The 21,639-nt window shown below is 67.3% G+C and carries 15 protein-coding genes; 10 read left to right on the plus strand and 5 right to left on the minus strand.

Annotated features, from left to right (window positions below; translation table 11 throughout):
* Positions 1 to 15: 15 nt before the first annotated feature.
* Together PUT80_RS20810 and PUT80_RS20815 are read right to left on the minus strand one after the other, a co-directional pair.
* Entirely contained in the window at positions 16 to 1,776 is a 1,761-nt protein-coding gene (locus PUT80_RS20810; protein ID WP_275293164.1) for a hypothetical protein, read from the minus strand.
* 60 nt (positions 1,777 to 1,836) lie between these two features.
* Positions 1,837 to 3,699, minus strand: a complete 1,863-nt coding sequence (locus PUT80_RS20815; RefSeq protein ID WP_275293165.1) for a hypothetical protein — start codon at positions 3,697 to 3,699, stop codon at positions 1,837 to 1,839.
* Positions 3,700 to 4,318: 619 nt separating this feature from the next.
* On the opposite strand from PUT80_RS20815, the gene PUT80_RS20820 reads away from it, so the two are divergent.
* The 6 genes from PUT80_RS20820 (at position 4,319) to PUT80_RS20845 (ending at position 9,534) form a co-directional block, all read left to right on the plus strand.
* Complete coding sequence (locus PUT80_RS20820; protein WP_275293166.1) at positions 4,319 to 4,900, plus strand: YbaB/EbfC family nucleoid-associated protein; 582 nt, start codon at positions 4,319 to 4,321, stop codon at positions 4,898 to 4,900.
* Positions 4,897 to 5,232, plus strand: a complete 336-nt coding sequence (locus PUT80_RS20825; protein WP_043827665.1) for a hypothetical protein — start codon at positions 4,897 to 4,899, stop codon at positions 5,230 to 5,232. The genes PUT80_RS20820 and PUT80_RS20825 overlap by 4 nt, the downstream gene beginning before the upstream one ends.
* Positions 5,233 to 5,245: 13 nt before the next feature.
* Positions 5,246 to 6,409, plus strand: coding sequence for a hypothetical protein (locus PUT80_RS20830; protein ID WP_037816278.1), 1,164 nt, complete (start codon positions 5,246 to 5,248; stop codon positions 6,407 to 6,409).
* A 132-nt stretch (positions 6,410 to 6,541) separates the two neighbouring features.
* Complete coding sequence (locus tag PUT80_RS20835) at positions 6,542 to 8,020, plus strand: hypothetical protein (RefSeq protein WP_275293167.1); 1,479 nt, start codon at positions 6,542 to 6,544, stop codon at positions 8,018 to 8,020.
* A gap of 14 nt (positions 8,021 to 8,034) precedes the next feature.
* Entirely contained in the window at positions 8,035 to 8,382 is a 348-nt protein-coding gene (locus PUT80_RS20840; RefSeq protein ID WP_275293168.1) for a hypothetical protein, read from the plus strand.
* A gap of 141 nt (positions 8,383 to 8,523) precedes the next feature.
* A complete protein-coding gene (locus tag PUT80_RS20845; protein ID WP_275293169.1) occupies positions 8,524 to 9,534 on the plus strand; it encodes a hypothetical protein in 1,011 nt (336 codons plus the stop codon).
* Positions 9,535 to 9,538: 4 nt separating this feature from the next.
* On the opposite strand, the gene PUT80_RS20850 is transcribed toward PUT80_RS20845, so the two are convergent.
* Positions 9,539 to 10,177: a zinc ribbon domain-containing protein gene (locus tag PUT80_RS20850; RefSeq protein ID WP_238608650.1), complete on the minus strand. Its 639-nt coding sequence runs from the start codon at positions 10,175 to 10,177 to the stop codon at positions 9,539 to 9,541.
* A gap of 196 nt (positions 10,178 to 10,373) precedes the next feature.
* Between PUT80_RS20850 and PUT80_RS20855 the strand changes: the two genes are divergently transcribed.
* The 4 genes from PUT80_RS20855 to PUT80_RS20870 are packed head-to-tail and all read left to right on the plus strand — an operon-like array spanning position 10,374 to position 13,179.
* Positions 10,374 to 10,955, plus strand: a complete 582-nt coding sequence (locus tag PUT80_RS20855; RefSeq protein ID WP_037816282.1) for a YbaB/EbfC family nucleoid-associated protein — start codon at positions 10,374 to 10,376, stop codon at positions 10,953 to 10,955.
* Positions 10,955 to 11,290, plus strand: coding sequence for a hypothetical protein (locus tag PUT80_RS20860; RefSeq protein ID WP_134663737.1), 336 nt, complete (start codon positions 10,955 to 10,957; stop codon positions 11,288 to 11,290). The genes PUT80_RS20855 and PUT80_RS20860 overlap by 1 nt, the downstream gene beginning before the upstream one ends.
* Before the next feature lie 8 nt (positions 11,291 to 11,298).
* Positions 11,299 to 12,360, plus strand: coding sequence for a hypothetical protein (locus PUT80_RS20865; RefSeq protein WP_275293170.1), 1,062 nt, complete (start codon positions 11,299 to 11,301; stop codon positions 12,358 to 12,360).
* A gap of 3 nt (positions 12,361 to 12,363) precedes the next feature.
* Positions 12,364 to 13,179 carry a hypothetical protein gene (locus PUT80_RS20870; RefSeq protein WP_275293171.1) on the plus strand — a complete coding sequence of 272 codons (816 nt, stop codon included), beginning with the start codon at positions 12,364 to 12,366 and terminating at the stop codon, positions 13,177 to 13,179.
* 61 nt (positions 13,180 to 13,240) lie between these two features.
* Here the strand turns inward: PUT80_RS20870 and PUT80_RS20875 are convergent, their stop codons facing one another.
* Both PUT80_RS20875 and PUT80_RS20880 read right to left on the minus strand, forming a co-directional pair.
* On the minus strand, positions 13,241 to 17,152 hold the full coding sequence (locus PUT80_RS20875; RefSeq protein WP_275293172.1) for a DNA-directed RNA polymerase subunit beta': 3,912 nt from the start codon (positions 17,150 to 17,152) through the stop codon (positions 13,241 to 13,243).
* 155 nt (positions 17,153 to 17,307) lie between these two features.
* Positions 17,308 to 20,811 carry a DNA-directed RNA polymerase subunit beta gene (locus PUT80_RS20880; RefSeq protein ID WP_134733106.1) on the minus strand — a complete coding sequence of 1,168 codons (3,504 nt, stop codon included), beginning with the start codon at positions 20,809 to 20,811 and terminating at the stop codon, positions 17,308 to 17,310.
* Positions 20,812 to 21,639 lie beyond the last annotated feature (828 nt).

Genomic DNA, 21,639 nt, shown 5'->3' on the forward strand with positions numbered 1-21,639 from the left:
TCGGGGAACTGCGAGTCAGCGGAGCGCGCCGCTGATCGGGACGATGGTTCCGTCGGGGATCCACTGCCCGGCGTAGTCGCGCGCGGCCTGCATGCCGGGCGCGTGCGGTTCGTTCGGGTACATCGGCATCGCGTTGACCTGCGCGGCCGCGAACAGCTGCACCTCGCCGTTCACCGCTGTCCACTGTGGACCGAGCCAGGTCCGGAAACCGCCCAGTGACGGGCTTTCTCCGCCGAAGCTGTTGCCGACCGCCACCGCGTAGCTCACCGCGAGCTGGTCGCGCGGGTCGAAGCGCAGCGGCATGGCCGCGCTGGCCACGGTGTTGACGATGGGTCCGTTGAGCAGCCACGGCGCGAGATGGAGGCCGAACTGATGCGTCGGTTTGAGCCGCTGTGACTCGGCGGCGCGGCTCATCGCGAGGTACCCGTCGCTCCAGCCGGAGACGACCACCAGTGCGGTGTCCGCTGCCGCGTCCGGGCGCACCGGCAGCCCGGCGCGAGCGGCGGTTTCGCGGACGAGCTGGGCGGCTTGCACCCCACGTGGCGACTTGTCCTCGATCAGCGTGATCGCCGACGGTTTCCGCGAGGCGAGGAATTCGACCAGCTTCACCAGCGAACCGCGGTCCTCCGGCGACAACGCGTCCGCCGGGCAGCTGGTGAGCACGTCGCGTTTCTCCGCCACCAGACCGCCGAGTGCGGCTTCCGCGCATTCCGGCGCGTCAGCGTCCGACACCGCCGGGCCTGCCTCCGTGCCCGCGTCGACGTCGACCGTGGTGGTCGCGTCGCCCTTGTGCACGACGAGAGTGCTGCGTCCGGGCGGAAGTTCGACCTCGGCCCAGCTGCCTTCCGCACCGGCGCGCGCCGCCGCGGTGGTCACGGTCCCGCCCTCGACGCCAGCGGACAGGTCCGTGCCCGCGCTCGCCGGGAAGTGCACGAGGTTGCGTCCGGGCCGTTGCGGACTGACCAGCACCGGCACGCTCGCACCGCCGACGGTCGCGTCCGCCAGCAGCGGCGCTCCGGGCACCGGCAACGGCACTGGCTGCGGCACCGCGGCGAGCGCACTCCACGCGACGAAACCGAGCGCGACCCCGGCGACGCCGTAGCGGTAACCGCGAATGGAAGCGTTGCAAGACAACAAGATTGCCGACACGACGGTGACCGCGGCGGGCAGCAGGACCACCACGAGCAGCGAGATGCCGAAGAGCGTTTCGTACAGCCGTCGGTCGAAGGCGACTCCGGAGACGCCGAGCTGCACGACGCCCGCGAGCGTCAACAGTCCGGCGAGGCTGACCGACAGCGGGCCGACGCGCAACGGCGTCGAGCGCCACTCCTCCACCGGCACCCACGCCGACAGCAGCGTCACGCCGAACCACAGTGCAGCCGCGGTGACGTACACAGTGTCGATGGCGAAGGAGATACCCGTGCCGTCGACGGAGGTCTCCAACACCACGAGTACGACCAGCGCGAGCGAAGCCCAACGACCCGCCGAGGGCCACCGAAGCAACACCGGCACCGCCAGCGCGAGCACGATGTGCACGATCAGCGCGACGAGGTTGACGTCGACCGTCGCCGCCGACACCGCGGCCAGCACCGCCGAGCCGACCCCCAGCGCGCCGGTGGTGAGCCACAGCTTGCGCGGCAGCGGGCCGACGAGCGGACGCAGAATCCCGGTACCGGCGAGGAATGCCGTCGCCAGCAGCAGTATCAGCCGCAGCACCAGCGCGGCACTGTCCACCCCGGACGATCCGGTGGCGGCCGGAGTGACGTGGTGATCCATGGAGACCTTCTTCGGGGAGAGTCCCGGCGCGCGGACGGGCGCCCGCGCGCCGGGAACGAGTTACTTCACGTTCTGGTCGGCGACCACGAACAGCTCGGAGTGCGGCTTGGCGTTGCCGAAGTCCCCGTGCGGCCACGACTTCCGGTTGAAGTTGATGCCGACCTGGCCGGTGAACTCGTCGCGGAAGTTCGCGTCGACCGCGACCTTCCCGTCCGGCGACAGGTTCAGCAGGTTGACCTTGTGGTCACCGTCCAAACCGGACCGGGCGACGAAGTAGTTCGACACCGCGATGTGCTGCGGCTGCTGGGTTTCGTGGTAGAAACCGTCCTGGCCGAGCGCGAAGTTGTCGTACGCGCCCCAGTGCGGGCCTGCCCCGGGCACGCCCGGGTTGATCGGCGCGGAGCCGACGACGGTCGGCAGGTCTCCCCCGCCGCCCTGCTGCGCCTTCTCCACGGTGTCGACGCGGCCCTTGATGTCCTCGACCTTGTCGCCCGCCGCGACCAGCTTCTGGATGTCGAGCACGTACACGCCGCCGGTGGTGCCAGGGTCGTCCGGGCCGAGCGCGCCCTTCTGCCTGCCCTGCACCGCGTGGTACAGGAACCGGTCGTCCGGGCTGGTCTGCAGCCAGCCGCCGTTGGAGCTGGCCCCGTTGGAGTCGTTCTGCGAGTAGATCGGCTTGCCCGCGGTGCCGTCGTCGAACACCTCGATCCAGTGCGGGTCCTTCGCGGTGATGTCCGGCGTGTAGAAGATCGCGCCGCCCTGCATCGTCTCGGCGAACGCGCCCTTGTGGCCGGGCAGGTGCGTCACCGTGGTCTCCATGACCGCGCGGCTTTCCGAGTGCAGCGGGTCCGCCGGATTCGCCCGCGGGCCGTCTTGCAGATAGGACACTGCTTTCAGCTTCGGGTGGTTGCGGTCGGAGATGTCCCAGGTGCGGATCGTCGGACGGCGCAGATACGGCGACGGCTGCTTCACCGGGTCGAGAATGATGTTGCGCGGTTCGGCGTAGTCACTGGTGACGAGGGTGTTGAGGTCCTCGCGCGCCTGCACGCCGTGCGGGTTCGCGCAGGACGGTTTGCCCAGCTGCGGCAGGTTGTCGCACAGCTTCGCGTTGTCGCCCTGCGGGGTCGCCGCCGGATTCTGCGACAGCACCTGCGCGTTCTGGTCGAAGTGCACGACCTCGCCCGGACTGCCGGCGAAGCCGTTGCCGATCTGTGTGGAACCGTCCTGGTACGCGTACGGACCGGGCACGACCGGCCCGCCCATGTACGTGCCGTACGCGGTGCCGTCCTTCAACACCCAGTACGCGTCCGGCACGGAACCGCCGAGCGTCTGCGTCGGCAGGCTGATGCCCTTGAGCTTCAGCTGCGGCAACGCACTGACGTCGAACGCGTACGTCGCCGCGGCAAACAACGCACCGGCGTAGATCGTGTCGCCCTTGTGCCACACGTACTGCATGTGGTGCGGCTCGTTCTCGACAAGCGGCCCGACGGTCGCGGTGTTCACCACCTTGCCGTACGTCGGCGAGCCCTGCGTCGCGTCGATCACCGCGAGGAAATCGGGACCAGGCAAGGCATTCTTGACTTTGCCGAGACCGCCGCCAAGCGATCCCGGCAGGTTTTTGACGTCCTTCACCGCGGTGTCGGCGATGTTCTCGTCGCCCGCCCAGACCAGCAGCCACTTCTTCGGCGTGCCGTCCGCGGAACGCGCTTGCGCGGCAAGGTCTTTGCTCACCAGGTGGTTCTGCACCCAGTACTGCTTGCCGTCGGACGCGGTCTTGGCGTCGGTGACCACCTGGACGTCGGCGTAGGCGCTGGTGCTGGACCCGGTGTAGGTCACCGCACCGATCGCGAGCGCGACCGCGCCCGCGACGGTCAGCGCTTTCCGCCATCGGGGCGGGGCGCCCGAGGAGGAGCTGAATCGCATTGTGTCTCCCTGTTCGTGTTCCCGTGAAGCGCCCGCGAAGGCACTTCTTTCCCCGTTCTCCGGGCAGCATGAAACCCACCCGGAACGGGAAAAGCGGTTATCCCCTCGGGCCACAGAAACCCGTTGCGGGGCAAGAGAAATCAGCCAGCCGAACGCGGCCGGAAGAAAAGGTCAGGAATTCCTACACAGCGCGCTGGCCTGCTGACGCAGATCAACGTGCAGGCGCCACACGAGGGCAACCGGAATGGACATGCGCGAAATACTCTGGCGAACCGCACGCACTGTCAATGCGGTGATCAATCGTGGGAACGTCGACCGAAGGGGTGAATATCCCACGAACTGGGCCGACTTGCCCGCCCCTCGCCCCGACATCCGGCTGAAGCGGCGGCGCTGACCTGCGATGCTCCGTTCGGCCCAAAGTATGTTCGGCGCTTCGGCGTCCGAGGCGGGGCTGTTCGCCCGATATGTTCGTTACCTTTTCGTGATCGAATCCCGGGAACTCACCCGCCTGCCTGCGGTGAATCACCCACCCTGGATTCCCTGACCCTGCGGCGCGAACCTGACAGAAGCGGCATAATCCGCACATCACGTGAGGGATCAGGGGAAGGGGTGACTGTCGGTGTCGGCAGAGATGGACCGGCTCGTCGCGGAGTTCGACAAGTTCCAGGCCAAGCTCAAGCAAGCCGAAGCGCAGTTCGCGAAAGTCGGCGACATGCAGGAGGAGCTCACCGCACTCGAGGCCGAAGTGACGTCGCCGGACCGGGCGGTCACCGTTGTCGCGGGTCCGAGCGGATCGATCAAAGACCTCCGGCTCACCCCGGACGCGCTCCGGCAGCAACCGGACCAGCTGGCGACCTCGATCCTGGCGACCCTGCACAAGGCGGTCGCCGAATCCGCCCGCAAGCAGGCGGGCATCGTCGACGAGCACGTGGGCACCGCCTTCGGGCTGAACGTCTCCGACCAGGTCCTCGAGGCACAGGCCGCTGGTTTGGGAACCACTGTCGAAGAACTGGAGTCCAACCTGCCGGAGGAGCAGCCGCAGCAGGCCGCACCGGTCAGGGACGACGAGGACTTCGCGAACAACGACCTGCTTCGCGACGACCGCCGGACGCCCCAGGCGCCTCCGTCGGCGCCGCCCTCGGCATCGGCGGGCGACCAGTTCCTCAAGAACTTGTTCAACGACGAGGAGGACCACCGATGAGCCCGACGAACGGCGGTCACAAGGTCGACACCGCAGCCCTGACCAAGTACTCCACGGGGCTCGACCGGTACAAAGGCGAGGCCGGGAAGTTCGGCGACCTCATCAACCACGCCGACGTGACGGACAAGTCCTGGGGACTGATCGGGCTGGCGGTCAAGCAGACCTACACCGGCAAACTCGACGACCTCAAAGAGCTGCTCGAACTTCTCAAGAGCGGCGTCGAATCCTTCCAAGGCAAGGTCAGCAAGGCCGCCGAGATCTACGACGGCCACGAACAAGACACTGTCATGACGTTCGGCAAATTCGAGACGAAGATCGACGGGCCACGCTGAGCAGGGGGAAACCATGGGACAGGACAGCATCGCCGACGGGGTGAAGCTCCACGACGACCACCGCGGCGAAAACGGGTTTCAGCACGGCCTGCATGTGGCCAAGGAGGCGACGACGCACACGCCCGTCGTCGGCAAAGGCGTCAGCACCATCTCCAACGCCTACGACAAGTTCTCCAAAGCAGACAGTGTCGGTGACGTCGCCGCTGCGAGTGGCCAGTTGCTGCAGGACGGAGCGGGTTTCGTCGCCGGGGCAACGATGGACATGGCGAGCTTCGCGCTCGACCCGGTGGGCTGGCTGGTCAGCAACGGCCTGAACATGCTGCTGGATCTGATCCAGCCGCTCAACGACGCGCTGCACTTCGTGACCGGCGACGGGCCCGCGCTGGAGAAGGCGGCAGGGGACTTCGTGTCGATCGGCACGGGTTTCGTCAAGCTGGCCGACGATTTCGTCAAGACCGGAGACGAGGCCCTCAAGGACTGGGAAGGCGAAGGCGGCGAGGCAGCCAAGAAGGCTCTGGCCGAGTTCGCCCAGGGCATCAACGGCATCGGCTCGGCCGCGGGGTCGGTGTCCGACACCCTGAAGATGTGGTCGATGGTCATGACCGTCATCGAGGAGGTCGTCAAGGCGATTATCTCGGAACTGGTCAGCTGGCTCATCTACATCTGGCTGCCCGCGCTGGCGGCGTCGATCGTGAGCTTCGGCTCATCGGTCGCGGGTGCGATGGCCGCGTCGGTCGCGAAGGCGGCGAGCGCGCTCGGCAAGATCACCAAACACCTCGGCAAGCTTGGCAAGCTGCTCGACAAATTCATGGGCTTCCTCATGAAGTGGAGCGACGACCTGGTCAAGCAGGGCTCGAAGCTCACCAAGGCGGGCAAGGTCGGCATGACCCCCGGCCAGGAGAAGGCGATCACCGGAGCCTTCGCCAAGGGCCTGAACGCTCAGGGCGCCGCATACAGCCAAGCGGCGAAGGACGTTTTCACCAGCGTTCCGCGCAAAGTTTTCGACGAGACAGTCAAGGCGACCACCGGCATCGCCCCTGGCGACTTGTCGAAGGGCTCCGCCTACACCACCAAGTCCGCGTACAAGGCGACCGACAAGGCGATCACGAACCTGAAGCAGGATCATCCCGGCAACGGCCAGAGCGTCGAAGAAACGAAGGACGACCTCGACATCTGACCGGCGGGGCTGAAATCGCCGGCGCTGCCTCGCCCGCGACGGCGATCCGGTTCGACGCGCACTACCCTCGCCCTGCCGGAGCACAAACCTCTTCACCCGGGTGCCGAAGAGCAGCCCACAGGAGCCGCGAAAATGGCAGCACTGCTCGAACCCTGGTACATCGTCGGCGGCTACGTCCTGACCCTGCTCCTGCTGATGCTCGCCAGCCGGTTCGAGAACCGCAGCGTGGTCAAGACCGCCGTATGCGAAGCGCTCAGCATCGCCGCCCTGTTCGGGACCACGCTGTACTGGCTGACCGCGGGGACCGAGAGCAGCGGTCCCGCCATCGGCTGGGTGTGCATCCCGATCGCGATGGCCGGGTTCGCGGCCTGGAGAGTTCTCCGGCAGCGATTCTGGATCCGGCGGCTGGGTGCGGTCGAGGAACCGACCTTCGGCGTGCTTCCCCGGCAAGGCCGCACGGTCGCGATCACCGAGCCCGATCGTCCGCGGACCCGGCGCACTGCCGAGTTCGACCACCAGGGGCACCAACTGCTTGGCGTCGAGTACTCGTCCGGCGCGCCGGACGGCGTGCTCGATTCGGTCGCCAACCAGGTCGACGGGATCTACACCCTCGTCGAAATGCGGGTCCCCGCCGGGCCGACGCTGGTGATCAGCCCGCGGACCAAGGCCTTCGAGCCGGAACACTTCACCCCGCTCGAAGACGCCAAGATCACCCGCAACCAGGCCGGTTCGCCCAAGCCCGGCGAGGAGCTGGCAGCGTTCGAACTGGATCCGGATTTCGACCGGCGGTTCTCCGTGACCACCAGCGACCCGGAGTTCGCGCGGCAGGTGCTCACCGGCGAGGTCCGCGAGATGATCATGACCGATCTGTGGTTCCGGGTGCACGAGGTCGTGTTCGACCGCGATTCGATGTGGACCGCGGAAGCGGGCGGGCTGACCGAAGAGCGGATGCTCGGCAACGGGCGGCGGCTCGCCATGCTCGCCGCGGTGCTGTCGCCCAGCTTGTGGAACAGCGCCGAAGCAGCGGAATTTCGCCGGGTGACCGCGCGCGCCGAAACGAGCTACGACGCGTGGTACGGCAAACGGGCCGGGCTCATCCGGACCAAGCTGAACCGCCGCCGGGAAGCGCTGGACAGGCAGCCGGTCACCTCCACCTCGCTGGCGATGCGCTCGCTGATCGCGGCGGTCATGATCGTCAGCGCCGTCCTCGCGATGAGCAATTCGGTTCTCGTCATGAACGGACAGGGCACCGAGGTGGACTTGAAGGTGACCTGGATCGACCGCGGTGCCGCGCCGGTCTGCCGGGGAAGTTCCGGGAAATGCACCGGGGGCTCCGCCGCTCGGGTCCGCGGCACCTACGTGCTCGACGGCTCCACCCATACCTCGACCACGCGCTGGTCCGAAGAAATGCCGGAAGTGGGCGACGTCGTCAAGGTTCAGCTCGGACCGTTGTGGTGGAGCCCGATCTTCGAGAGCGGCAGGGCCGCGCAGGGAGTCATTTTCACCTGCTTGTTCCCGTTGCTGTTCGGTTTGCTGATCGTCAAGGTGACCTACTGGCCGAGGGCGTCGCGCCGGGTCCGGAAGACGCGTGAAGCCCTGGCCACGGCCTGACCTGGCAGCGTGTGATGGACGAGCTGGTTGTCCCCGGCTACTTCTTCGGCGGCTACGCACTGGCCTTCGCGTTGCTCTGGATCGCCGCCTGGGCCGAGCGTCGCAGCGCGGTCCTGGCGGCGGTTTTCCATGTGCTCAGCGGAATCACCGTCTCCCTCGCCACGCTGTACTGGTTCTCCGCCAGCTTGACCGTGCCGCCGCTGGCTTGGTACGGCGTGCCGCTGGTCGTCGCCGCCCTGCTTGCCTGGCGGGGCTGGCGCTCGCAGCACTGGGCGAAGCGCGTCGATTCAAGCGATGAGCCCAGCTTCGGTTTCCTTCCCCGGCAAGGGCTTGCTGTCCCGCGCGACCATCCCGACCCCTGACCGAGCCGGGCCACGGTCGAGTTCACCCATCACGGGCATCGGCTGCTCGGCATCGAGTATTCGACCGAATCTCCTTACCGGGACAGCAATTTCCGCCGGAAGTCGAAGCTGGCCGAGGCGCTCGGTTCGATCTGCTCGGTCGTGGAGCTGCGCGTCCCGAACGTGCCCGCGCTGACCATCTCGCCGAAGATCAAAGCCTTCGCCCCAGAGCACTTCACTCCGCTCGAAGACATGCGGATCACCCGCAACCAGTTCAGCTGGCTGCGGCCCGACACCACCCTGCACGAATTCGAGACCGACCCCGAATTCGACCGCCGGTTCTCCGTCTACGCCCCGGATCCGGACTTCGCCCGGGAGATGCTGACCGGCGAGGTCCGCGAGCTGCTCCTGAACGACCGGTGGTTCCGCGTGCACCAGGTCGCCTTCCGCGAGGACGCGATCTGGACCACCGACACCGGCGGGCTGACCGAAGACCGGATGTTCGACAACTCCCGCAAACTCGCGATGCTCGCCGCCGCTGTCCCCTCAGCGATCTGGGCGAGGTGGGCGAACGACCGGCAATTCCGTTCAGTCGCGACCAGTGCCGACACCGCGTACGACGCATGGATCGGCAAACGCGGCGGGTTTGTCCGCACACCGCTGAACCACCGACGGGACGCCCGGGACCGGCAGCCGGTCACTTCGGTTTCGCTGACCGCGCGGACTCTCATCGCGCTCGCCATGATCATCATCGGCGCGGCGCCGGCGGGCAACTCGATCGCCGTGCTGACGAGGCTGGCTCCCCAGGTGCAAGTGACAGTTACCCGGGTCAGCGAGGGCGGCACCCGCCACTGCGTGACCACCAGCGGCGGCATGTCGTGCACCGCCGACCGGGCCGAGATCGACGGAACTTACGAGCAGGACGGCAGCACCCGCGAAATCACCGCCGACTGGAACAAGAGCGAGCTCCCCGCGCCGGGCACCGTCGTCGAGGTCGCGGTGGGTCCGTTCTGGGGACATCCGGGGTATCAGGTCGGCTCGGCGTTCTCGGCCGTCGATCTTCTCGGCTCGCTGATCTGGCTCGTGCCTGGTGTCCTGCTGCTCAAGCGCACCTACTTGCCCAGCGTCCCTCGCCGGGTGAAGAAGCGGCGCGAAACCCTCGCCAAGGTCTGAGACCTCAGAGCCGGTGCCCGCAATCCGCGCAGAACACCGCGCCCGCCTTGGACTCCTTGCCGCACTCTCCACAGTGGACAGTCGGGGCCAGCGAGCTTCCGCATCCGGTGCAGAACTTCCCGCCGTCCACCTTCAGGCCGCAGTCCGGGCACGTGAGCTTCGCGCGGGTGCCCAGGTCCAGGTCCTTGGTCCAGTTCTTCTCGCGCGCCTTGTCCCAGATCTGGTCCCGCTGCGCCGCCGCCTGCGCGCGCGAGACCTCCTCCGCCACGCTGGGCGAACAGCGCAGGCACTGGCCGATTTCCTCGTTCCAGCACTGATCCGCGCACATCCAGTCGCTGCAGCCGCGGCACTGGCGGAAGCGCGGGGTGATCTCCTCGACGGCCGCGGTCAGCGCGCGGTCCTTCGCTGACGAGTTCGTCGCCCGGTCGTACTTCCACTGGTCCGCGGAGCTGCTCAACTGCTGCAGCGTCCCGCCGAAGAACGAGCCCACCGCGCGCAACATGCTGCGCCCGGTCTCCATCGCGTCCCGCTGGAACGCCGACCGGTACCCGTTTCCGCAGCGCTCGCAACGGAATTCGAACTGGTACCCCTGCGCGTTGGAGAGATCCGAGAAGTTGTCCGTGAACGGCACGACATCAGCCACGCGCGCGAAGCTATGCCAGCCGGATCCGGGCCGCGACCGTACAAGTACCGTCTCCGAACCCGCTACGCAGCGCGACCGGGACCAGAGAGCGCGCGGCGGGCCTATTTGGCGGTTTCGCCGTGTTTAGTCGGATACCGACCGTAAGATGCCGGATTGGGCCATGACGGTATGGCAACAGAACACAAGGGGAGACGGCATGTCCGACGAGTTCGACCGGCTGGTCGCTGAATTCGACCGGTTCCAATCGAGGCTGCAGCGGGTGGACGACCAGTTCGCCGGCATCGCCCAGATGCAGGAGGAACTGGGCGCGCTCGAAGCGACCGCGACGTCGCCCGACCAGTCGGTCACCGTCGTCTCCGGCCCGGGCGGGTCGATCAAGGACATCCGGATCACCGATGCCGCGCTGCGTCACGGCGGGACGGAGTTGTCCGGGATGGTGATGGCGACCCTGCAGCAGGCGGTCGCCGAGTCCGCGCGGCAGCAGGCCGTGCTGGTGGACCAGCACACGGGCAACTCGATGCAGCTCACCGAGCAGGTGCTGGAAACCCAGGCCGAACTGCTGGGCACCGACGTCGAGGAATTGCGTGCCGCGATGGAACGGGGCGCGCCCGCGCCGCAGCGGAGCGTCGAGGAAGAACAGCACGAGGACTATTCCGAGCGCGAACTGCTGGCCGACCCCGCGGAGAAGACCCCTCCCCCGCCGCCACCGCCGTCCTCGGCCGGGTCCGCCGGGGACGACTTCCTGAAGAACCTGTTCGACGACGAGGACCACCGCTGATGGCCGGCTACCAGGTGCAGACGGCGAAGCTCTACGACTACTCCCGCCAGCTGGCGGGCAACAAGACCGCGGTCGCCGGGGTCAAGGGCAAGGTGGCGCAGGCCGACGTCGGCGACGAGTCCTGGGGCGTCATCGGCATCCTCGTCAAGCACATGTACACGGACATGGTCAACGACCTGAAAGACCTGCTGACCTCGATGGAAACCGGCCTGCAGTCCGCGTCCGACAAGATCAACCGCGCCGGCCAGTTCTACGACCAGACCGAAGAGGACCACTGCCGCAGCTGGAAAGACGTCATGGGCAAGATCGACAACCTCGGCAGCGGACGGAAGTAGGGGGCGGGATGTCTGATCCGTTGGGCAAGATCGAGATCAAGCCGGAGGACGGCACCGGCAAGAAGATCGTCAACGCGCTGCCGGTGGTAGGCGGCGCGGTGAAGATCTACGACGCGGGCACCAGCGACGCGATCAAGGCAGGCGACACCGCGACCGGGCTGAGCGGGGTGGTTTCCGAGACGACCAACTTCGTCCAGTCGTGCGCGGAAACCGCGATGAGCATCAGCTCCGACCCGATCGGCTGGCTGGTCGGCCAGGGACTGAACTTCCTGCTGGCCGTCTGCGACCCGCTCCAGGACGCGATCCACTTCGTCAGCGGCGACGGCCCGGCACTGTCCAAAGCAGCCGAGAACTTCACGGCGATCGGGCGCGGGCTGGAGCAGTTCGCGCACCAGTTCAGCGAGCAGGCGAAGAGCTCGCTCTCTCAGTGGGAAGGCGGCGCGGCCGAAACCGCGGCGGAGAAGCTCGCCAAGTTCTCGACCGGGATCACCGGCACCGCCGACCAGGCCGGCGACATCGCGACGATGCTGCAGGTGTGCAGCATGGCGATGACCGTCATCGAGGACTTCATCAAGGCATTGCTGACCGAGCTGATCACCTGGCTGATCATGATCTGGATCCCGGCATTGGCCGCCGCGGTCCCGTCGTTCGGAGCATCCACTGCGGCGGCGGGCACGGCGACCGGGGTGCGCGCGGCGGCTACCGCGGGCAAGGCGACCAAGCAGGTCAGCAAGCTGCAGAAGCTGCTGGACATGATCAAGGACTTGATCGCCCGATTCCAGACGTTCTTCAAAGCGGCCAAGGACGAGGTGGCCAAGATGGCCGAGGCAGGCGGCAAGACCACCGCCAAGCGGGCCAAGGACGGTTTCGGGAAAACCGTCGGCGGGAAGCTGCTGGACGAGGCACGGTCGCAGGTCGGGCTCCGAAGCCACGACAAGAACGAAACCGACCTGCCGGTCAAGCCGGGGAAACCGTTGGGACACCTGGAGAACGCGCGCAAGGCCGTCGAGTACGCGGCGACCGGGGACGGAACTTCGGAAGACGAGACCAAAAAAGATCTGGAGTTCTGAACCGTGGATCTCGCCCTCGCAGAGCACGACGCTTGGTACTGGCTCAGGCCGATCCTCGGACTCCTGGTCATGGTCGTGCTCCCGAGTTATCTCGGCTTCCGCTGGCATCTGAAGAAGAAACGAGCGAGACAAGCCCGGCAGGCCGCATTGCACGCGGTGCCCGAGGAACTGGGCGGATCCATGGTCGCCGATCTGAAATACGGGCGGCCCCGGTCCGCGCAGCGCCGGAAGCCTCTTGGCGAGCTGTACCGGCCGAAGACCATCTCGGAGGGCATGACCTTCCCCAGCAGTCCGCCGACCGTCGAGTTCGCGGCTGACCTGCCGCGGCGGGACCGGCAATTCCGGGTCAGCGCGTACTGGTGCTCGCTCCGGGTCGGGGCCAACAGCTCCAGAAGGATCTACGAGTACACCATCGAAACCAAGGTCGGGCCGACGCCGAGCATGAAGATCGCCAAGGCGTACCCGACCGAACCGGTGCGGATGTTCGGGCGGACCATGGCGTATCTCAACTACCAGCAAAGGCTGTTCGAAGCGGAGGCGCAAACGTCGCCCTCGGCCGCCCGCTGGGAGCAATTCACGCCGGCCGAGAACGAGTTCACCGGATACGCCAGCGATCAGGACCTCTCGGCCCAGGTCATCGCCCCGGAGACCATGGACTGGCTGCGCGGCAACCATGAACTGCTTCCGGACCTCATCGGCCTCGAGCACGGGTGGTGCTACGCGGTGTACCGGGACGAGATCGACCCGGCGACCCTGGTCGCCAGAATCGACCTGATCGCCGACTTCCTCGACCGGATCAACGTGCCCGCCGCGGTCTGACCCCGCATACAGCGAAACGCCCCCGGCCGAACCCGGGGGCGTTTCGTTCAAGCGGAGCGGATCAGCGGAAGTCGCGACCGAAGTCGTAGTCGTCCAGCGGAACCGCGGCGCCGGTGCCCGAACCGAACACGTCCGGGGTGTAGTAACCGTCGTCGTAGGACGGGATCGCGTACGCCGCGACCCGCGCCTCCTCGGTCGGCTGCACCTGGATGTTCCGGTACTTGTTGATGCCCGTACCGGCCGGGATGAGCTTACCGATGATGACGTTCTCCTTGAGGCCCACGAGCTTGTCCGAGCGGCCGTTGATGGCCGCGTCGGTCAGGACGCGCGTGGTCTCCTGGAACGAGGCCGCCGACAGCCACGAGTCCGTGGTCAGCGACGCCTTCGTGATGCCCATCAGCACCGGACGGCCCGAAGCCGGCTCGCCGCCCTCGGCGACCGCGGCCCGGTTCGTCGCCTCGAACTTCGTCCGCTCGGGCAGCTCGCCCGGCAGGAAGTCCGTGGCTCCGGAGTCGATGATCGTCACGCGGCGCAGCATCTGCCGCACGATGACCTCGATGTGCTTGTCGTGGATCGACACACCCTGCGCCCGGTACACCTTCTGGACCTCGTCCGTGAGGTGCATCTGCGCTTCGCGCGGGCCCATGACGCGCAGGACCTCGTGCGGGTCCGGCGTGCCCTCGAGCAGCTGCTGGCCGACGTGGACGTGGTCGCCGTCGCCCAGCGGGCCGTTCGGGGTGTTCGCGAGCCGCTGCCGCTTGGACAGCTTGTCGAAGACGATCTCCTCCGACCCGTCGTCCGGGATCAGGGTGATCTTCCAGAACCGCTCGCTCTCCTCGATCCGCACGCGGCCGTCGACATCCGCGATCGGAGCCTTGCCCTTCGGCACCCGAGCCTCGAAAAGCTCGGTGACACGGGGCAGACCGGTCGTGATGTCGTCACCGGCGACACCACCCTGGTGGAACGTACGCATCGTCAGCTGCGTGCCCGGCTCACCGATCGACTGGGCGGCGACAATGCCGACCGCCTCGCCGACGTCGACGAGCTGGCCCGTCGCCATCGAACGGCCGTAGCAGGTCGCGCACACACCGACCGCCGACTCGCAGGTGAGCACCGAGCGGACCTTCACCTTCGAGATGCCGCTGGAGAGCAGCTTCTCGATGGCCGGGTCGCCGATGTCGTCGCCCGCGTTCAGCACGACGTTGCCCTTGGCGTCCACCGCGTCCGTCGCGAGGTTCCGCGCGTACACGGAGGTCTCGACGTGCTGGTCGCGCACGACCTTGCCGTCGCCGAGGTCCTCGCCGATCGGCATCATGATGCCGCGCGTGGTGCCGCAGTCGACCTCGCGGACGATGACGTCCTGCGAAACGTCCACCAGACGACGGGTCAGGTAACCCGAGTCCGCGGTACGCAGCGCCGTGTCCGCCAGACCCTTCCGGGCGCCGTGGGTAGCGATGAAGTACTCCGCCACCGACAGGCCTTCACGGAAGTTCGCCTTGATCGGACGCGGGATGTACTCGCCCTTCGGGTTCGACACCAGACCACGCATACCGGCCAGCGAACGGACCTGCGTCATGTTGCCCGCCGCGCCCGACTTCACGATCATGGCGATCGGGTTGTCGTCCGGCAGCGCCGTCTCCATGATCTTGTGGACCTCTTCGGTCGCCTGCGTCCACACCTTGACGAGCTCGTTGTTGCGCTCGGCGTGGGACAGCTGACCGCGCTGGTACCGCTTCTCGACCTGGTCGGCCTTGCCCTCGTACTCGTCGAGAATGGCCTTCTTGCCGACCGGGGTCAGCACGTCCGAGATCGCGACCGTGACGCCCGAGCGGGTCGCCCAGTAGAAACCGGCGTCCTTGAGCTTGTCCAGCGTCTGCGCGACCTGCGTCATCGAGTACCGCTCGGCGAGGTCGTTCACGATGGCCGCCTGCCGCTTCTTCGGCATCGGCTCGTTGATGAACGGGTAGTCCGCCGGCAGCAGGTCGTTGAACAGGACGCGGCCCAGCGTCGTCTCGGCCAGCCACGGCTTGCCCGGCTCCCAGCCCTTTTCCGCGAGCGCCGCCTCGTCGGCCTTCGCGGGCTGACGGTCGGTGACGCGGATCTTGACCGGGGCGTGCAGGCTCAGGGCCTTGCGGTCGAACGCCATGATCGCCTCGGCGGGCGACGAGTACGCGTTGCCCGCGCCCTCGGCGTTCTCGTTCAGCCGGGTCAGGTGGAACAGACCGGTGACCATGTCCAGCCGCGGCATGGCGAGCGGACGGCCCGACGCCGGCGACAGGATGTTGTTCGCCGACAGCATCAGGATCCGGGCCTCGGCCTGCGCCTCGGCCGACAGCGGCAGGTGCACCGCCATCTGGTCGCCGTCGAAGTCCGCGTTGAACGCTTCGCAGACCAGCGGGTGCAGCTGGATGGCCTTGCCCTCGACCAGCTGCGGTTCGAAGGCCTGGATGCCCAGCCGGTGCAGGGTCGGCGCACGGTTCAGCATCACCGGGTGGCCGGTGATGACCTCTTCGAGCACGTCCCACACCTGCGGCCGCGACCGCTCCACCATCCGCTTGGCGGACTTGATGTTCTGCGCGTGGTTCAGGTCGACCAGCCGCTTCATGACGAACGGCTTGAACAGCTCGAGCGCCATGTCCTTCGGCAGACCGCACTGGTGCAGCTTCAGCTGCGGACCGACGATGATGACCGAACGGCCCGAGTAGTCGACGCGCTTGCCCAGCAGGTTCTGGCGGAACCGGCCCTGCTTGCCCTTCAGCAGGTCGGACAGCGACTTCAGCGGCCGGTTGCCCGGGCCGGTGACCGGACGCCCGCGGCGGCCGTTGTCGAACAGCGCGTCGACGGCCTCCTGCAGCATCCGCTTCTCGTTGTTGACGATGATCTCGGGCGCGCCGAGGTCGATCAGCCGCTTGAGCCGGTTGTTCCGGTTGATCACGCGGCGGTACAGGTCGTTCAGGTCCGACGTGGCGAAGCGGCCACCGTCGAGCTGCACCATCGGGCGCAGGTCCGGCGGGATGACCGGGACGGCGTCGAGCACCATGCCGCGCGGGTCGTTGCCGGTCGCCTGGAACGCGGCGACGACCTTGAGCCGCTTCAGCGCGCGGAGCTTCTTCTGCCCCTTGCCGTTGCGGATGGTGTCGCGCAGGCTGTCGGCCTCCGCGGCGACGTCGAACTCGGTCGCCAGCTTCTGGATCGCTTCCGCGCCCATGCCGCCGGTGAAGTACTCGCCGTACCGGTCGATCAGCTCGCGGTAGAGCAGCTCGTCGGCGATCAGCTGACGCGGCTCGAGCTTCGTGAAGGTCGTCCAGACCTCCTCGAGGCGGTCCAGCTCGCGGCCGGCGCGGTCGCGCAGCTGGCGCATCTCGCGCTCGCCGCCCTCCTTGACCTTGCGGCGCACGTCGGACTTCGCGCCCTCCGCCTCCAGCTCGGCCAGGTCGGCTTCCAGCTTCTGCGCCCGGGCCTCGATGTCGGCGTCGCGCTTCGTCTCGAGGTTCTTGCGCTCGACGCCGATCTCGTTCTCGAGGGTCGGCAGGTCGTTGTGCCGCAGCTCCGTGTTCACGCCGGTGATCACGTAGGCCGCGAAGTAGATGATCTTCTCGAGGTCCTTGGGCGCCAGGTCCAGCAGGTAGCCGAGGCGCGACGGAACGCCCTTGAAGTACCAGATGTGGGTGACCGGCGCGGCCAGCTCGATGTGGCCCATCCGCTCACGGCGCACCTTGGCGCGAGTGACCTCGACGCCGCAGCGCTCGCAGATGATGCCCTTGAACCGGACGCGCTTGTACTTGCCGCAGTAGCACTCCCAGTCCCGGGTCGGACCGAAGATCTTCTCGCAGAAGAGCCCGTCCTTCTCCGGCTTGAGGGTCCGGTAGTTGATGGTCTCCGGCTTCTTGACCTCGCCGAAGGACCACTGACGGATGTCGTCGGCAGTAGCAAGACCGATCCGGAGTTCGTCGAAGAAGTTGACGTCCAACACGTCTTTTCTTCCCTCTTTCCTTGAGGATTAAAGCCTTTGTGGCCCCGGGATCAACCGCACCTCAGGGGTACCGTGACGGCAGCCGGCCACGGTACCCCTCCCAGCGCGACGGTCCTCGAAAACGCGACCACACTTGGAAATGCCGGAGAGGCGGGCTAGTGCACGACGTCGTCCACCGAGGGCGACTCGTTGCGGGACAGGTTGATGCCGAGGTTCGCCGCTGCGCGCTCGAGGTCCTCGTCGTCGGAGTCGCGCATCTCGATCGCCGCGCCGTCGCTGGAGAGCACCTCGACGTTGAGGCACAGCGACTGGAGCTCCTTGAGGAGCACCTTGAACGACTCCGGGATGCCCGGCTCGGGGATGTTCTCCCCCTTCACGATCGCCTCGTACACCTTGACGCGGCCGACCACGTCGTCCGACTTGATCGTGAGCAGTTCCTGCAGCGTGTAAGCCGCGCCGTAGGCCTGCATCGCCCAGCACTCCATCTCGCCGAAGCGCTGGCCGCCGAACTGCGCCTTACCGCCCAGCGGCTGCTGGGTGATCATCGAGTACGGGCCGGTGGAGCGGGCGTGGATCTTGTCGTCGACCAGGTGGTGCAGCTTCAGGATGTACATGTAGCCGACCGACACCGGGTACGGGTACGGCTCGCCGGAGCGGCCGTCGAACAGCGTGGCCTTGCCGTTCTCCTTGACCATGCGCTCGCCGTCGCGGTTCGGCTTGGTCGCCCCGAGCAGCCCGGTGAGCTCCTCTTCCTTCGCGCCGTCGAACACCGGGGTCGCGGTGTTCGTGTTCGGCGCGACGTCGTAGAGCTCCTCGGACAGGTTCTTCGCCCAGTCCGGGTTGCCCTCGATCGTCCAGCCCTGCGAAGCCAGCCAGCCGAGGTGCAGCTCGAGGATCTGGCCGATGTTCATCCGTCGCGGCACACCGTGGGTGTTCAGGATGATGTCGACCGGGGTGCCGTCCTCCATGAACGGCATGTCCTCGACCGGCAGGATCTTGCCGATGACACCCTTGTTGCCGTGCCGGCCGGCGAGCTTGTCGCCCGGCTGGATCTTGCGCTTCTGGGCCACGTAGACGCGGACCAGCTCGTTGACGCCCGGGGGCAGCTCGTCGTCGTCCTCGCGGGAGAACACCCGGATGCCGATGACCTTGCCGGTCTCGCCGTGCGGCACCTTCAGCGAGGTGTCTCGGACCTCGCGCGCCTTCTCGCCGAAGATCGCGCGGAGCAGGCGCTCCTCCGGGGTCAGCTCGGTCTCGCCCTTCGGCGTGACCTTGCCGACCAGGATGTCGCCGTCGCGGACCTCGGCTCCGATGCGGATGATGCCGCGCTCGTCGAGGTCGGCCAGCACCTCCTCGGAGACGTTCGGGATGTCCCGGGTGATCTCCTCGGCGCCCAGCTTGGTGTCGCGGGCGTCGATCTCGTGCTCCTCGATGTGGATCGACGTCAGCACGTCGTCCTGCACCAGGCGCTCGGAGAGGATGATCGCGTCCTCGTAGTTGTGGCCCTCCCACGGCATGACCGCGACGAGGAGGTTCTTGCCGAGCGCCATCTCACCGTTCTCGGTGGACGGGCCGTCGGCGATGACCTGGCCCTGCTCGACCCGGTCGCCCTCGTTGACGATCGGCCGGTGGTTGAAGCACGTGCCGTGGTTGGAGCGGCGGAACTTGTACAGTCCGTAGCTCTTCCGCGTGCCGTCGTCGTGCATGATCGTGATGATGTCCGCGGACAGCTCCTCGACCACGCCGGCCTGCTCGGCGACCAGGACGTCCCCGGCGTCGACCGCGGCGCGCAGCTCCACGCCGGTGCCCACGTACGGAGCCTGGTTGCGCAGCAGCGGAACAGCCTGCCGCTGCATGTTCGCGCCCATCAGCGCGCGGTTCGCGTCGTCGTGCTCCAGGAACGGGATCATCGCGGTGGCGACGGAGACCATCTGCCGCGGCGACACGTCCATGTAGTCGATCTCGAGCGGGTCGATCAGCTCGACCTCGCCGCCCTTGCGGCGGCCGAGGACCTTCTCTTCCTCGAAGTGCCCGTCGTCGGTCAGCGGCGCGTTGGCCTGCGCCTTGACGTAACGGTCTTCCTCGTCCGCGGTCAGGTAGTCGACCTGGTCGGTGACCTGGCCCTCGACGACTTTGCGGTACGGCGTCTCGATGAAGCCGAACGGGTTGACCCGCGCGTAGGAGCACAGCGAGCCGATCAGGCCGATGTTCGGGCCTTCCGGCGTCTCGATCGGGCACATCCGGCCGTAGTGCGACGGGTGGACGTCGCGGACCTCCATGCCGGCGCGCTCACGGGACAGACCGCCCGGGCCGAGGGCCGAAAGACGACGCTTGTGCGTCAGGCCCGACAGCGGGTTGTTCTGGTCCATGAACTGCGACAGCTGCGAGGTGCCGAAGAACTCCTTGATCGCCGCGCCGATCGGGCGGATGTTGATCAGGGTCTGCGGCGTGATCGCCTCGACGTCCTGCGTGGTCATGCGCTCGCGCACGACGCGCTCGGTGCGGGAGAGGCCGACCCGGATCTGGTTCTGGATCAGCTCGCCGACGGTGCGCAGGCGGCGGTTGCCGAAGTGGTCGATGTCGTCGGTCTCGACCGGCACCTCGACGCCGGCGGAGCTCGTCATCTTGTCCTCGCCGGCGTGCAGCCGGACCAGGTACTCGATGGCCGAGACGATGTCCTCTTCGGTCAGCGTGCCGGTCTCGTACGGGGTGTCGAGGCCCAGCTTCTTGTTGACCTTGTAGCGGCCGACCTTGGCCAGGTCGTAGCGCTTCGGCTTGAAGAACAGGTTCTCCAGCAGCGTCTGCGCGCTCTCCTTCGTGGGCGGTTCGCCCGGGCGCAGCTTGCGGTAGATGTCGAGCAGCGCCTCGTCGGTGCCCGCGGTGTGGTCCTTCTCGAGGGTGGCCAGCAGCGTCTCGGAGAACGAGAAGCGCTCGCGGATCGCCTCGGTGGACCAGCCGAGCGCCTTCAGCAGCACGGTGACCGGCTGGCGGCGCTTGCGGTCGATGCGGACGCCGACGGTGTCGCGCTTGTCCACGTCGAACTCGAGCCACGCGCCGCGGCTCGGGATCACGCGCACGCTGAAGACGTCCTTGTCGGTCGTCTTGTCGACACTGCTGTCGAAGTACACGCCCGGAGAACGCACCAGCTGGGACACGACGACCCGCTCGGTGCCGTTGATGATGAAGGTGCCCTTGTCGGTCATCACCGGGAAGTCGCCCAGGAAGACCGTCTGGCTCTTGATCTCGCCAGTGTTGTTGTTGACGAACTCGGCGGTGACGAACAGCGGGGCCGCGTACGTCATGTCCTTGTCCTTGCACTCCTCGATCGAGGCCTTGACCTCGTCGAAGCGCGGAGCGGAGAAGGACAGGGACATCGAGCCCGAGAAGTCCTCGATCGGCGAGATCTCGTTGAGGACCTCTTCCAGACCGCCGACCGGGTTTTCTTCGCCTTCGTTGACGCGGCGCTCGAACCACGCCTCGTTGCCGGTGAACCACTGGAACGACTGGATCTGGACGTCAAGCAGGTTCGGGGTGGAGAGTGGCTCGCGGATCTTCGCGAAGGAGACCCGCTTGGGCGCTCCGGGGATTCCCGTGGCCTGCGCGCGGGATTCAGCCGAGGTGGTCGCAGCAGTGGCCTGGTTCGCGGGAGAGACTGCCAAGATGCGTCCTTCCGGGGACAATGAGCGGTGAGCAGCCGCGATGGCAACAGCTGTCGCGGACTGTCAGGGGTGCCGTGTGCCCACTATCCTAACTACCGGCTCCGGGCAGCCTGAAAGAGGGCAGCGCAAAGAAGCAGTCTAGCCCCGATGACGCGGTCTGTCCAGGGGGCACTCCCGACGGGGCCCAGCCTGCATCGCGTCACCTTGGGGCAGTGCGTCTCCCTGAGCCTCACTGCGTCCTTCCGGCTCCCGGTTCGCCCGGGTTTTCGCGCCCCTCCCGCAAGGTTCGCGTTCCCCGGCCGTGACCGTTGGCAGTAAGCGTGAACCCACGCGGCTTTGGAGTCAAGATGCCGCGCGGCTCTCCCGCCGGTTGGCGCAGCGTCGAACCCGGACAGCACAGGGTGACCGATCCGGCCGCGGTCCCGGTTACCGCCGGGTACTCCGGGACGGCCGCGCAGGTCGGCCGGACAGCGACGCAGGTGGGCGGCCTGCGCCCGGTTTCGGCGGCGGTTTCCGCATCGGCGCGGCGGGCGCGGGATGGATCACATTCCGCGAGCGGCCGGGTGCTTCGCGGCGGACGAAAACCGGGGAACTTCGGGCAGCTCGGCACCCGATTCCGGGTCCCCCGGACAGGGGTTGCGCACCAATGCCAGGGACTTAAGCCGCGCCGATTCATCCCCGTCTGGCCGTGTCTTGAGGTCCGTGAGGGGAACCCTGAGGGAATCAGATTCCCTCAGGGTGGCCCTCACGGACCGCACGTCCCGCGTCCCAGGCCAGGCGAGACCTTCGACCTGGGCGGACGCGGCTCGAACGCACCCGCAACGCCGC

Origin of the sequence: Amycolatopsis sp. La24 (assembly GCF_029087445.1) — a bacterium.
Classification (GTDB): domain Bacteria; phylum Actinomycetota; class Actinomycetes; order Mycobacteriales; family Pseudonocardiaceae; genus Amycolatopsis; species Amycolatopsis nivea.